We start from the raw sequence: 13507 nt of genomic DNA on the forward strand, positions 1-13507 counted from the left end.
ACCATGGAACGGACGATACTGGACGTCGAAAATCTCCGCATTCGCTATGGTGGCTCTGCAACGGAGGCAGTGCGCGGCGTGTCTTTCACGCTCGGTCGCGAGCGGCTGGGCATCGTTGGCGAAAGCGGTTCGGGCAAATCCACCGTGGGACGTGCACTGCTGCGCCTTCTGCCGGGTGCCGCGATTACCGCCGATACCTTGCGCTTCGATGAACTCGATCTTCTTTCCCTGTCCGAAAGGGAGATGCTGAAAGTTCGCGGCAGGCGCATGTCGATGATCCTTCAGGACCCGAAATTTTCACTGAACCCTATCAGGCGCGTCGGTGATCAGGTGGCGGAAACCTATCTGCGGCATTTCAAATGCACAAAAGCGGAAGCCAAGATCAAGGCGCTCGTCATGCTGGAGGCGGTTAAAATCCGCGACCCTGAGCGCGTCTATGCGCAATATCCGCATGAAATCTCCGGCGGCATGGGCCAGCGGGTGATGATTGCCATGATGTTGCTGGCCGACCCTGATCTCGTCATTGCCGACGAGCCGACATCGGCGCTCGACGTTACTGTTCGTTTGCAGGTTCTCAACATTCTCGACGGCCTCGTTCGTGATCGCGGCATTGGCCTCATCATGATCAGCCACGATCTCAATCTTGTGCGCAATTTCTGTGACCGCGTTCTCATCATGTATGCGGGTCAGGTGGTGGAGACCCTGTCGGCAGGCAATCTGGATGCCGCGCAACACCCTTACACACGCGGCCTTCTGGCCGCTCAGCCCCGCATTGGCGGCACCCGTGCGCCGCTTGCGGTACTGGACCGCCGCCCGGAATGGCTGGAGGAACATGCCTGATGTCAGTTTCCGTTGAAATTCGCGACCTGTCGATCAGCTTTGGCGATGGCCCTGCGGCGGTAAAAGTCCTGCCATCCGTTTCGTTTTCCGTTAAACCCGGCGAGTGTTTCGGCCTTGTCGGTGAGTCCGGTTCGGGCAAATCCACCGTGCTGCGCTGCGTTTCCTTGCTGACCGATTTCTGGAAAGGCGATGTTCTGATCAATGGCAAATCCGTGCGCGACATGCCGTTGATCGAGCGCTGCCGCAAGTTGCAAATGGTGTTTCAGGACCCCTACGGTTCGCTTCATCCGCGCCAGTCCGTCAGAACCGTGCTGAACGAACCGCTGACCATCCATAAGCTTACGGACAAGGAAGAGCGGATGCAAAAGGCCATCACCGATGTCGGCCTGCCCGTTTCATTTCTCGACCGTTTCCCCCATCAGCTTTCCGGCGGCCAGCGCCAGCGCGTAGCCATTGCCCGCGCTTTGATCCTCGAGCCATCTTTGCTGTTGCTGGATGAGCCGACATCGGCGCTTGATGTTTCGGTGCAGGCTGAAATTCTCAATCTGCTCCAGCGTCTGCGGGAGGAACGCGGTTTCACCTACATTATGGTCACGCATGATCTGGCCGTCGTTGACCACATGTGTGACCGGTTTGCGGTGATGCTGCGCGGCGAAGTTACCGAAGTTCTCCCCCGTGACGCCATCGCCAGAAACGGCGCAACGCACCCTTACGCGCGCGAATTGATCGCGGCATCGCTGGAATATGAAGGCGTGAACGCCTGACGCTTCAGTCCACGTCGGGATCATATTCCCGTTTGCTGTCGTCCTTGGAAAACAGGACGCACGGTCCGCGAGAACCGCGTGGATCGTAGGAATACCCCTTCAGCGCAAGCGCCTGGGTGATATCGCGAATGCCTGCCAGATTATAGAGGTGGTCGTGCAGTTCCACGAAGATGCGCTCGACACCGGCAAGCTGCGCATTCTGCAGGAGATCGTGCTCCGCTCCCTCGATATCCATGACCAATGCGTTGATGCGATGCTGCGCAATGAACGCATCGATATTTTCCGAAGGGATTTCGATGCGGTGCTCATATGGCCCCTGATTTTCATCCATGGATGACATCCAGAGGTCTTTGCGCACATAAAACGAGTGAACATGCGGGGCATGAGCGGTCAGCAACCCCTGCGAAAACACGACATTATCGGCGCAATTGGTCTTGATCACCCGCTCAGCCAATGCCGCCGTCCCCGGGTTGGCCTCAAACGCCCAGACCATGACATCCTTTATGCCGGCTATGATGGAGGTGATGATGCCGATGCCGGAGCCCAACTCAAGAACACGGTCGCCCGGCTTGATGGCTTTGAGAATGCTGCGGGCTTCCTTGGCCTCATAGCTGCCATCAGCCAGCGCTTTCCAGATGACGGGAGAAACCTCGTCCCGCGCCAGATCGAGCTTCACCCCATGCACGTCAAGCCGTTCCATTCCAACTTCCCTTCGTGGCGAAGCCACGCATAAACGCCATTACAAGTCTCGCCCTCATAAAAAGGACAAATGGAAACACTCAGCTGACACGCCTGAAGACATCGAGCTTTTCGGCAGGGCCTGGTCGGCCGATCAGATACCCCTGCATCTGGTCACAGCCCAACCGGGACATGCAATCGAACTGCTCCTGCGTTTCGATACCCTCGGCAATCGTCGTCATTCTCAAGCTTTTGGCCATACCGACCACGAATTCCACAATGGCCAGCGCATCGGTATCGGTCGCAACATCGCGCAGAAACGACTGGTCGATCTTGATTTTGTCGAAGGGTACGCCGCGCAGATTTCCAAGCGACGAATAGCCGGTTCCAAAATCGTCCATGGCGATCTTTATGCCGACATCTTTCAGTTTTTCAAGCGTGTCGAGCGTCTGGTCGCTTTTGTTGAGCAGCACGGACTCGGTAATCTCGAGTTCGAGCCTGCTGGCGTCCAGCCCGCTCTTGTCCAGTGCATCCACCACGTTTTGAATGAGGCTGGTGCTGTGAAACTGGACGGGGGACAGGTTGATCGCAATCTTGAGATCGCCCTTCCATGTCTTGGCCTCCTGGCACGCAGTGTCCATCGCCCATTTGCCCAGCGAATGGATCAACCCGGTCCGCTCCGCAACGGGAATGAACGCTGACGGGGGAACACTGCCGCGAACCGGGTGCGTCCAGCGCAGCAAAGCCTCGAAGCCGCAGATTTCGCGAGTCTTCGTCAGCATCTGCGGCTGATAATAGACTTCCATCTCATTGTTCTGAACCGCGGTTTGCAGGTCCGCTTCAAACGATCTTTTCTCGGTCAGCTGCTGCTGCATATGATCCTGGAAAACGCTGACACGGCCCGGCCCCAGCCGCTTCGACTCGTAAAGCGCAAGGTCGGCACGCTTGAACAGCTCGTCGGCATTCGTCACGTCGCTGGAAACGGCAATACCCACGCAGGTACCAATTTTGATTTCCAGATCCCCGAGATTGTAGGGTTCGCTTATCTGCGCAATCAGGGTATCCGCAAAGACGAGCGCTTCTTCTTCGTCACGGGCGCTGGTTATGAAAGCAAACTCGTCGCCGCCGAGCCGGCATACCATGTCATCATCCTCGCGGATGTCAGACAGGCGCACGGCCACGGACTGCAAAAGCGCATCGCCGACATCATGGCCGAGCGTATCGTTGATGTCCTTGAAACCGTCCAGATCCAGCAGCAGGATGATCGATGTTCCAGCGCCTCCAGACGCCAGTCTTTCGTTCAGCTCCTTGCGAAACAGCGCACGGTTGGGCAGTTCGGTCAGAGCGTCGTGATAGGCATCATGCTCAAGGCGGGCATTGTTGTCCTTCAGCTCCAACGTGGCCGCCTGCAGATCATCCGTCAGGCCGCGCATCTCCTTATGAGCACCATCGAGCAAATTGTTGTGCCGGTTCAACAGCAGGATGAGCGCCACACCACAGACGATCAGACCGCCCGCCAGTGCGGAGAATATCGTGTGAAGCTGGCGGACCTCGGAGTGGGCATTGTCTACGACTTCGACATCATAGGCGACGGATGAGGAGGCAAGCGTCGTCAAAGGGCCATCGAGCGCTTTCATCGCTTCCAGAATGGGTCTGACGGCAGGGGGTTGCAGGGTGTCGATCCGCGTGTCGAGGTCGGACAGAACCGCATTCAGCTGCGTAACGAGGTTTCGCCATTCGGGCCTTCCGCCAATGAACGCGCCCAGATTTCCCTGTTTCAAAAGCTCGAGCCTGCCCAGCATCAGATCCATTCGCAAGCGCAGGTCGTCATGCGTTACGTTTTCGGGGTCTACGAGGAAGCCATAAAGATTATTCTGAAGACGCAGATATTCCGAGACGGTCTGACTGACCGCCCAAGAATCATTGTATCTGGCGAATTTCTGCAGTGCGGTTTGCCGCTGCGCGATGACATAGGCTATGTAGCCTGTCGCCAACACGAAGCAGCATATGATGACCGCCAATACTTTGCGCAATTGGCACCTTTACTCGACTATAAGCTTTGCAACCTGCCATGCGGAGCGGGTATAATATGTCTGTGTTTGAAGTTCAGATGCTGTATCGTAAGGGTAAATCACAAATAAAGGCCCTTTTTCGCGAACCTCCATATAGTTCCCATCGCGCTTCATGGCCAGTATTACATTGAACTTGTCAAAATCCGCCATAGGAATCGTACTGACATAATCGTTCAGTGCAACGGCGGTTACCGTGGTGCCTTTGGCGCCGACGAAATCCATCAGTTTTTTCAGCGAAACACCCTCAAAACGCGTCAACCCGTCATACCACGGGGAATGTGTCTCGATCGTTACAAGACCGACGGCTTCCAGCATGTCGCGGTCGAATTTCGCAGCAGCGTCTGCGTTGGTGTTGGATATGTTGCCCGAGATCGTCAGGATAGGCTTACCCGTCGGTTGCGGCAACGCGTCAGCCTGAGCGTAAGAAAAAAAACAGATCGCCAAAACGGCACTGAGAACTAACCGCACGATACCCATCATCGTCTTGTCCCTCGATAGAACTCTTGGTTAACCCGGAGGCTCTTCTAAAATCTTATATCAGTATTTTATACAATACGAGTATTCGGATTTCTTGCCGGACCCTGGGGCCCTGATGCCATTTCGATCGTGCTGCCACGACCTGCCCTGACACACCCAAAGCATAGTAACGGTTATCCAATGTTGATGATTGTGGTTAGCGAAATCGTAAAAAAAACCCAAAATGGTTTAGGAAAACAAAACACATGGTTACCGGGCGTGGCAGTCGCCACGCCCGGTGCTATCTAAGGTTAAATTTGAACGGTAAAATCGTGCCGTCGTCTAACAACAACGAATCGGCATTGGTCAGACGAGATCGAACCGATCAGCGTTCATGACCTTATTCCACGCAACCACGAAATCCTTCACGAACTTTTGTTTTGCGTCTGCCGAGGCGTAGACTTCCGCAAGGGCACGTAGCTGCGAATGCGAACCGAAAATCAGATCGACGCGCGTTCCCGTCCACTTTGCTTCGTTGGTCTTGCGGCTGCGGGCTTCATAAACGCCTTCCTGTCCCTGAACCGGCGCCCATTGCAGGTCGATGTCCAGAAGATTGACGAAGAAGTCGTTGGTCAGCGTTTCCGGGCGCGTGGTCAACACACCATGTTCCGGCTTGCCGACATTGAGAACGCGCAAGCCGCCAACAAGGGTCGTCATTTCCGGCCCTGTCAGCGTGAGAAGCTGCGCACGGTCCACAAGCGCCTCTTCCGGCTTCATGAACTGGTGACGAGCCTTGTTGACGAAGTTGCGGAAGCCATCGGCGCGCGGGTCGAGTGCTGCAAAGGACGCAACGTCCGTCTGCTCCTGAGACGCATCCGTGCGGCCAGGCGTAAACGGAACGGTGATATCGTGACCGCCAGCCTTCGCCGCCTTTTCAACACCTGCCGCACCGGCCAGAACGATCAGGTCAGCCAGCGAAATCTTCTTGCCGCCGGTTTGGCCGGCATTGAAACCGCTCTGAATGTCTTCGAGAATGCTGAGAACCTTGGCAAGCTGCTCAGGCTGGTTGGCTTCCCAGTTCTTCTGCGGCTCCAGACGGATACGGGCACCGTTGGCACCGCCACGCTTGTCCGATCCACGGAATGAAGACGCCGACGCCCAGGCTGTCGACACCAGTTCCTGTACGCTGAGACCGGTCGCCAGCACCTTCGCCTTGAGATTGGCAATATCGGAATCATCGACGAACGGATGGTCGACCGATGGAATGACGTCCTGCCAGATCAAGTCTTCGGCTGGCACTTCCGGTCCGAGATAGCGAGCCTTCGGTCCCATGTCGCGGTGGGTCAGCTTGAACCATGCACGGGCAAAAGCATCGGCAAACTGGTCCGGGTTTTCAAGGAAGCGCCGCGAAATCTTCTCGTAGGCAGGGTCGAAACGCAGTGCCAGATCGGATGTCAGCATGGTTGGAAGATGCTTCGTATGTGGATCATAAGCATCGGGGATCGATGGATCAGCGTTCTTCGCCACCCATTGCTTGGCACCGGCAGGGCTTGTCGTCAGTTCCCATTCGAAAGCAAAGAGGTTTTCGAAGAAGAAGTTGCTCCACTGCGTCGGTGTCTGCGTCCACGTCACTTCCGGACCACCGGTCGTCGTGTCCTTGCCGATGCCCGTGCCGAATTTGTTGTGCCAGCCTAGGCCCTGCGCTTCCAGTTCGCCGCCTTCAGGCTCTGCGCCGATAAGGGACGGATCGCCTGCACCATGCGTCTTGCCGAAGGTGTGGCCGCCTGCAATCAGCGCCACCGTCTCTTCGTCGTCCATTGCCATACGGGCAAATGTGGAACGAATATCGCGGGCGGAGGCGATAGGATCGGGATTGCCGTTTGGGCCTTCCGGATTAACGTAGATCAGACCCATCTGAACCGCGCCCAGCGGTTCCGCCAGTTCGCGTTCGCCGCTGTAACGCTCATCGCCGAGCCATGTGCCTTCGGGACCCCAGAAGAGCTCCTCCGGCTCCCAGACGTCTGCGCGACCACCGGCAAAGCCGAATGTCTTGAAGCCCATGGATTCCAGCGCGACGTTGCCGGTCAGGATCATCAGATCGGCCCAGGAAATGCTGTTGCCGTATTTCTGTTTGATCGGCCAAAGAAGGCGCCGGGCCTTGTCGAGGTTGGCGTTGTCAGGCCAGCTGTTGAGCGGCGCAAAACGCTGCTGACCGGCGCCGGCACCGCCACGACCATCGGTGATGCGGTATGTACCAGCACTGTGCCAGGCCATGCGGATGAACAGACCACCATAGTGACCAAAGTCGGCGGGCCACCATTCCTGAGAATCCGTCATCAGGGCGTGGAGATCGGCCTTCACAGCATTCAGATCGAGCGCCTTGAACGCTTCGGCATAATCGAAGTCCTTGCCCAACGGATCAGAAAGGGACGAGCCGTGATGCAGGATTTGAATGTTGAGCTGGTTCGGCCACCAATCACGGTTCGTTCGAACGGCTTTGGGTGTCTGGCCGTGGGCCACGGGACACTTGCCCGCGCTGTCGGTTTTCTGATCCATGATAGTCTCCATGTCACTTTTGAGTGGACGTTAAAAAAGCTGTTATTGTCAAAATTGCAGGATTTCAGTTGACCTTTATCGCGGAAAACCACGACACGAAGTGAAATGTAACCTCGCCACAAGACCTTTTAACGACCAAGCGCCATAAATTTAAGTTGGATTTACTGATTGACGCGATAAGCTCAGCTTATGAAAAATTTGACGTTGAAGCAGCTGCGCTATTTCGAGGCATTGGCACACCACAAGCGGTTTCGGATCGCAGCGGAAGTCTGCGCCATCTCCCAGCCCGCGCTTTCGATGCAGATCAAGGAACTGGAGCAGGAGGTCGGGCATGATCTTTTCGAGCGGGGCGCGAAAGAGATCAAACTCACCGCTTTCGGGCAGACATTCGCCTTGCGTGTGCGTCAGATCCTGCGCGACGTGAACGAGCTGGGGGAACTGGCACGCGCGTCGAAAAACTCGTTCCTGTCGCGCCTTCGGATCGGCGTCATTCCGACCATCGCGCCCTATCTGCTTCCCACAATCATCAATGATCTCAACAGAACGTTTGATGGCATCGAAATCCGGGTGCGCGAGACGCAAACCGCCAAATTGCTCGAAGAGTTGAAACAGGGCGATCTCGATCTGGCAATCGTGGCTTTGCCGATATCGGAACCGTCTCTGATGGAATCGAAGCTCTTCGATGAGGAATTCGTGCTGGTCAGGCGGCATCAGGATGGTGGCAAGCCTGTACCTGAACGCACGGCACTTCCGGAAATGCGATTGCTGCTGCTGGAAGAAGGTCATTGTTTCCGCGATCAAGCCCTGTCCTTTTGCAATGTCGGCTCATCGCAGCCAAGAGAGGTCATGGAAGGCAGTTCGCTATCAACATTGGTGCAGATGGTCAGCGCCGGCATCGGCGTAACGCTCATCCCGGAAATGGCCGTTCCCATGGAAACGCGCTCTGCCCATGTCTCTGTGTCGCATTTCGACGCCCCCGCACCGATCAGAACCATCGGCATGATCTGGCGCAGTGCAACGCCCATCGGCAAGCAATTGCTTGAAATTTCAGAGGTCATTCGCACCTCAGCAACTGGTATGCGGGAAATGAACAATGCTCTTCGACCATCAATAATTTCTGCAAGTATTTGATTTTCTTACACAAAATATCGTGATATTTATACACTTGCTTTAAAACACGAACGTTCGTATTTAAAATTTCAGCTTCAGGACCCAATCATTATGGCAAGAACACGTAAAATCAGCACGGATGACATTCTGGACGCCGCCGAAAGGGTCGTCCTGCGTGCTGGTGCGACCGGATTTTCCATCGATGCCGTGGCACAGGAAGCGGGCGTCAGCAAATCGCGTGTCGTCTACGATCACAAATCCAAGTCCGCTTTGCTTGAAGCGCTGATCGAAAGGCGCCTTGCGTCGGAAGAAGAACGTGTACAGGCCGCCATCAATGGCAGCAGTCACCTGCCGCACCCCGAACTGTTCGGTCGCATTGCGGTGGCCGAAAAGGTGCCAGATGATACAGACAAGGCGGTTTGCCTTGCCATCAGTGCGGCCATGTCGAGCGAAGAGAAAATCCACGACCGCATGAGCGACTGGACCCGCCAGGATCTTGCCGCCATGGAAAAAGGCAAAAGACCCAGAGCAGCCCTGATCGCTTATCTGGCGTTGACCGGCTTCTGCTGCACGGAATATTTCGATTTTCACCAATGGGACCCAGAAGACAGACTGGCAATCCTCAACGATATTCGTTCTATTTACTCAACCTTTCCAGACGAAACATGACGATCACCTGCGGGTGATATGATGAGGACTATACGATGCACAGCAGAACCACTCTGCCGCGACTGCTAACCTTGATGACTGCCGCCTTCGTACTGGCGGCACCGACGATTGTTCACGCGCAGGAAGGCGCGCAGATGCCGCCCCCTGCCGTCGGCGTGCTGGAACTGACGGCGAAGTCGGTGCCTGTTGTCAACGAGCTTCCGGGCCGTATCGCCGCGACACGCGTGGCCGAAGTTCGCGCACGGGTTTCCGGCATCTTGCTTGAACGCGTGTTCGAGCAGGGAACGCTGGTCAAGAAGGACGATGTCCTCTACCGCATCGATCCTCGATTGTTCAAAGTTCGTGTTGCCAGCGCAGAAGCTTCCTTGCAGCGCGCCCAGGCAACGCAGAGCAATGCGCGCCAGCAACTGGAACGTCAGAAAAACCTGCGTGAACGCAACGTATCGACCGGCATCGATTACGATACGGCAGCCGTCAATCTCGCTCAGGCGGATGCCGATGTTGCACTTCAGCAGGCCGCGCTGGACGAAGCACGTATAAACCTCGACTACACCGAGGTCCGCGCGCCGATCTCCGGCATCATCGGCGGCGCACTGGTCACCGAAGGCGCCCTAGTCACTGCCGATGGTACGCAGAACCTCGCTTTGATCCAGCAGATCGATCCAAGCTACGCCGATTTCACCCAGTCGGCGCAGGATATGATGGCGCTGAGACGTGCTGTCGATGACGGGAAACTGGCGAGCCCGGGCCCCGGTCAGGCCAGCGTCCGGCTGGTTTTCGATGATGGTTCGATGTACCCGGAACCCGGTCGTTTGTTGTTTGCCAGCGCCAGCGTGGATTCCACCACCGGTCAGGTCACGTTGCGGGCGGAGTTTCCCAACGCCCGCCGCGATCTGCTTCCCGGCATGTATGTGCGGGTCAGAATCGAGCAGGCCGTTCGTGAAAACGCCGTCACCGTTCCCCAACGCTCGATCATTCGCAATGCCGATGGCAAGCCGCTGGTCTATGTCGTCAAGGGCGATACAGCGGAAGCACGCCCTATCGAACTCGGTCAGGCGCTTGAAACCGAATGGGTGGTCGAAAAAGGTTTGACCGCTGGCGAAAAAGTCGTGGTCGACGGTGCCCAGAAGGTCCAGCCCGGCGGCAAGATCAAGCCGGAACCATGGCAGCCGGAACAAACAGCCGAGACACCGGCGCAAGCACCAAAGCAGTAAGGTCCTTTCATGGCACAGCTCTTCATAAGACGGCCGATCCTCGCCTGGGTCTTTGCGCTGTTCATTTCCATTGCGGGCGTCATTGCCCTGCCCTTCCTGCCGATTGCGCAGTACCCGAAGGTCGCACCGCCGCAATTGACGATTTCGACCACCTATCCCGGCGCTTCGCCGCAGGATATCTACCAAGGCGTCACCCGGCTCATCGAAGATGAGTTGAACGGCGTCGAAGGACTGATGTACTTCGAATCTACCTCGGATACGTCCGGTCAGGTCTCCATCAACGCCACATTCGAAGCTGGCACAAACATCAATCAGGCCTCGGTCGATGTGCAGAACGCCATCCGCCGCGTCGAGGCACGTCTTCCCTCTGCCGTTGCGGCACAGGGTGTGACAGTGGAAGAAGCCTCCTCTGGCTTCCTTATGTTCATCACGCTGACCTCAACCGATGGCACGATGGACGAGGTAGCGCTGGGCGACTATCTCAACCGCAACGTGCTGGGTGAACTGCGCCGCATCGAAGGTGTCGGTCGAGCGCAACTCTTCTCATCCCAACGCGCCATGCGCGTCTGGATCGATGCCGACAAGCTTGTTGGCCTCAACCTCACGGCTGGAGATATCAACAGCGCAATCACCGCCCAAAATGCGCAGGTTGCCGCTGGCCAGATCGGCGCAGCGCCCAATCCCGTCAGTCAGGATTTGACCGCAACCGTTCTGGTCAAGGGACAGCTGACCGATCCAGCAGAGTTCGGCAACATCGTCCTGCGCGCCAACCCGGATGGCAGTAGCGTGCGACTGAAGGATGTCGCCCGCATCGAGCTTGGCGCGGAGACCTACAACTTTTCCAGCCGTCTGAACGGACAGGCCAGCGCTGCCGTGGGTATCCAGCTTTCCTCCACCGGCAATGCCGTCGCAACGTCTAAAGCCGTCTCGGCCAAGCTGGAAGAACTATCACGCTTCTTCCCGAGCGGTGTCGCCTATGCCGTTCCCTACGATACAAGTCCCTTCGTTTCGGCCTCCATCGAAAAAGTGTTGCACACACTGGTCGAGGCCATCGTCCTCGTCTTCATCGTGATGTTCGTTTTCCTGCAAAACTTCCGCTACACGGTCATTCCCACGCTGGTGGTTCCGGTGGCGCTGCTGGGCACCTGCGCGGTCATGTATGCCACCGGGTTTTCCATCAACGTTCTGACCATGTTCGCCATGGTTCTCGCCATCGGCATTCTGGTGGATGACGCCATCGTCGTCGTGGAAAATGTCGAGCGCATCATGGCCGAAGAAGGCTTGTCGCCGAAGGCTGCAACGCAAAAGGCCATGAAGCAGATCACCGGTGCCATTCTCGGCATCACGCTGGTTCTGGCCTGCGTGTTCATACCCATGGCGTTCTTCCCCGGATCGACCGGTATCATCTATCGTCAGTTCAGCTTGACGATGGTCGTGTCCATCCTGTTCTCCGCCTTCCTCGCATTGTCTTTGACACCAGCTCTTTGCGCCACCTTCCTCAAGCCCATCAAGCAGGGCCACCATGAGAAGCGCGGTCTTGGCGGCTGGTTCAACAGGAAGTTCGATGGCCTGACGAATGGCTACACCAAGGCGGCAACGGGCGGTGCGCGTCGTGCAGGGCGGATGATGGTCATTTATCTCGCGCTGGTCGCCGGTCTCGGCTATCTCTTCGTCAGCCTTCCCAGCGCCTTCGTGCCGGATGAGGATCAGGGCTTCCTGATCGTGGATATTCAGGGGCCGCCGGAAGCCAGTGCCAACCGCACGGTTGCCTCCATCGAACAGATCGAGAAAATCTTCAAGGACGAACCTTCGGTAAAGGACGTCGTTGCTATTCAGGGCTTCAGCTTCTCCGGTAACGGTGCCAATGCGGCACTGGCCTTCATTACCTTGAAGGACTGGAGCGAAAGAGGAGCCGATAATTCGGCTCAGGACATCGCCAACCGCGCCAACATGAAGCTGTTCGGGCTAAAGGATGCGCAGACCTTCGCGCTGTCTCCGCCGCCCATTGAAGGCTTCGGCACATCTGGCGGCTTCTCCTTCCGCTTGCAGGACCGCAATGGCATCGGCCAGGCAGCACTGTCTGCCGCCGCTGGCGAATTGATGCAGAAGGCAAGCAAAAGCCCTGTTCTGGCTGGAATGCGCATCGAAGGCTTGCCGGATGCTGCGCAGATCATGCTGGTGATCGACCGCGAGAAAGCCAACACATTCGGCGTCACCTTCGCCGATATCAACAACACCATCACCGCCAACCTTGGATCGTCCTACATCAACGACTTTCCAAATGCCGGACGCATGCAGCGCGTCGTCGTTCAGGCGCAGGACCGTGACCGTCTTCAGGTCGAGGATCTGTTGAAGCTGAACGTGCGCAATGCCAGCGGCGGCATGGTGCCTCTCAGCTCGTTTGCCATCGCGCAGTGGCAGAAGGGCTCTCCGCAGGTCGTCGGCTACAACGGATATCCGACCATCCGTATTTCGGGCGCGCCTGCGCCGGGAAATTCGACAGGTGCGGCTATCACAGAGATGGAACGTCTTGCTTCCGAACTTCCCGCTGGCATCGGCTACGAATGGACGGGCCAAGCCCTGGAAGAGATCAAGTCCGGCTCGCAGGCGCCGTTCCTGTTCAGCCTCAGCATCCTCTTCGTGTTCCTGCTGCTGGCAGGTCTCTACGAAAGCTGGTCCATCCCGCTTGCGGTGATGCTGGTCGTGCCCCTTGGCATCATCGGCTCGGTGCTGGCGGTCCTTCTTCGGGATATGCCCAACGATATCTACTTCAAGGTAGGCCTGATCGCCATCATCGGGCTCTCGGCCAAAAACGCGATCCTTATCGTGGAGTTCGCCAAGGATTATTATGCGGAAGGAAAAACGCTGATGGAATCCGCGGTCCTCGCCGCAAAGGTCCGCTTCCGGCCGATCATCATGACCTCGCTCGCCTTCACGCTCGGCGTGGTGCCGCTGGCCATCGCCACCGGCCCGAGCGCTGCCAGCCAGAATGCCATCGGTACCGGCGTTCTTGGCGGCATGATCTCGGCAACGATCCTGGCCGTCTTCTTCGTCCCGGCATTCTTCGTCTTCGTCCTGAAACTGATGCGGACGAAACGCCCGGAGGCGGAGACGCCGCCGGAAGAGCCGAAGGCAACTCAGCCTTGAT

General features: G+C 57.0%; 10 protein-coding genes. 6 read left to right on the plus strand and 4 right to left on the minus strand.

Translation table 11 applies throughout. The features are described from left to right. Positions 1-3: 3 nt before the first annotated feature. Positions 4-840, plus strand: a complete 837-nt coding sequence (locus ATO67_RS08720; RefSeq protein WP_067646970.1) for an ABC transporter ATP-binding protein — start codon at positions 4-6, stop codon at positions 838-840. Continuing rightward, positions 840-1604 carry an ABC transporter ATP-binding protein gene (locus tag ATO67_RS08725; RefSeq protein WP_067646972.1) on the plus strand — a complete coding sequence of 255 codons (765 nt, stop codon included), beginning with the start codon at positions 840-842 and terminating at the stop codon, positions 1602-1604. The genes ATO67_RS08720 and ATO67_RS08725 overlap by 1 nt, the downstream gene beginning before the upstream one ends. Positions 1605-1608: 4 nt before the next feature. Here ATO67_RS08725 and ATO67_RS08730 read toward each other — a convergent pair whose 3' ends face one another. The 4 genes from ATO67_RS08730 to katG all read right to left on the minus strand — a co-directional run bounded on the left by ATO67_RS08730 (position 1609) and on the right by katG (position 7366). After that, the gene (locus tag ATO67_RS08730; RefSeq protein WP_067646979.1) at positions 1609-2304 is read right to left on the minus strand and encodes an FkbM family methyltransferase; all 696 of its coding nucleotides are present in this window, start codon (positions 2302-2304) and stop codon (positions 1609-1611) included. 79 nt (positions 2305-2383) lie between these two features. Next, positions 2384-4315 (minus strand): putative bifunctional diguanylate cyclase/phosphodiesterase, encoded by a 1932-nt coding sequence (locus tag ATO67_RS08735; RefSeq protein ID WP_067646981.1) that lies wholly within the window; start codon positions 4313-4315, stop codon positions 2384-2386. Positions 4316-4324: 9 nt separating this feature from the next. After that, a complete protein-coding gene (locus tag ATO67_RS08740; RefSeq protein ID WP_067647336.1) occupies positions 4325-4831 on the minus strand; it encodes a putative pterin-binding protein in 507 nt (168 codons plus the stop codon). Between the two features lie 345 nt (positions 4832-5176). Then, the gene (gene katG, locus ATO67_RS08745) at positions 5177-7366 is read right to left on the minus strand and encodes a catalase/peroxidase HPI (protein WP_067646984.1); all 2190 of its coding nucleotides are present in this window, start codon (positions 7364-7366) and stop codon (positions 5177-5179) included. A gap of 189 nt (positions 7367-7555) precedes the next feature. Between katG and ATO67_RS08750 the strand changes: the two genes are divergently transcribed. The 4 genes from ATO67_RS08750 (at position 7556) to ATO67_RS08765 (ending at position 13506) form a co-directional block, all read left to right on the plus strand. Then, the gene (locus tag ATO67_RS08750) at positions 7556-8497 is read left to right on the plus strand and encodes a hydrogen peroxide-inducible genes activator (RefSeq protein WP_067646987.1); all 942 of its coding nucleotides are present in this window, start codon (positions 7556-7558) and stop codon (positions 8495-8497) included. 90 nt (positions 8498-8587) lie between these two features. Further along, positions 8588-9145 (plus strand): TetR/AcrR family transcriptional regulator, encoded by a 558-nt coding sequence (locus tag ATO67_RS08755; protein ID WP_067646990.1) that lies wholly within the window; start codon positions 8588-8590, stop codon positions 9143-9145. Between the two features lie 74 nt (positions 9146-9219). Beyond that, positions 9220-10359 (plus strand): efflux RND transporter periplasmic adaptor subunit, encoded by a 1140-nt coding sequence (locus ATO67_RS08760; protein WP_067646993.1) that lies wholly within the window; start codon positions 9220-9222, stop codon positions 10357-10359. A gap of 9 nt (positions 10360-10368) precedes the next feature. Beyond that, a complete protein-coding gene (locus tag ATO67_RS08765) occupies positions 10369-13506 on the plus strand; it encodes an efflux RND transporter permease subunit (protein ID WP_067646996.1) in 3138 nt (1045 codons plus the stop codon). The last annotated feature ends 1 nt before the right edge of the window (position 13507 follow it).

The organism is Agrobacterium bohemicum (genome assembly GCF_001562555.1).
Classification (GTDB): Bacteria; Pseudomonadota; Alphaproteobacteria; order Rhizobiales; family Rhizobiaceae; genus Agrobacterium; species Agrobacterium bohemicum.

Excerpts from the sequence above, each read along its gene's own strand:
- ATO67_RS08720 (WP_067646970.1), top strand. The coding sequence starts at position 4 with ATGGAACGGACGATACTGGACGTCGAAAATCTCCGCATTCGCTATGGT.
- ATO67_RS08725 (WP_067646972.1), top strand. The coding sequence starts at position 840 with ATGTCAGTTTCCGTTGAAATTCGCGACCTGTCGATCAGCTTTGGCGAT.
- ATO67_RS08730 (WP_067646979.1), bottom strand. The coding sequence starts at position 2,304 with ATGGAACGGCTTGACGTGCATGGGGTGAAGCTCGATCTGGCGCGGGAC.
- ATO67_RS08740 (WP_067647336.1), bottom strand. The coding sequence starts at position 4,831 with ATGGGTATCGTGCGGTTAGTTCTCAGTGCCGTTTTGGCGATCTGTTTT.
- katG (WP_067646984.1), bottom strand. The coding sequence starts at position 7,366 with ATGGATCAGAAAACCGACAGCGCGGGCAAGTGTCCCGTGGCCCACGGC.
- ATO67_RS08750 (WP_067646987.1), top strand. The coding sequence starts at position 7,556 with ATGAAAAATTTGACGTTGAAGCAGCTGCGCTATTTCGAGGCATTGGCA.
- ATO67_RS08755 (WP_067646990.1), top strand. The coding sequence starts at position 8,588 with ATGGCAAGAACACGTAAAATCAGCACGGATGACATTCTGGACGCCGCC.
- ATO67_RS08760 (WP_067646993.1), top strand. The coding sequence starts at position 9,220 with ATGACTGCCGCCTTCGTACTGGCGGCACCGACGATTGTTCACGCGCAG.
- ATO67_RS08765 (WP_067646996.1), top strand. The coding sequence starts at position 10,369 with ATGGCACAGCTCTTCATAAGACGGCCGATCCTCGCCTGGGTCTTTGCG.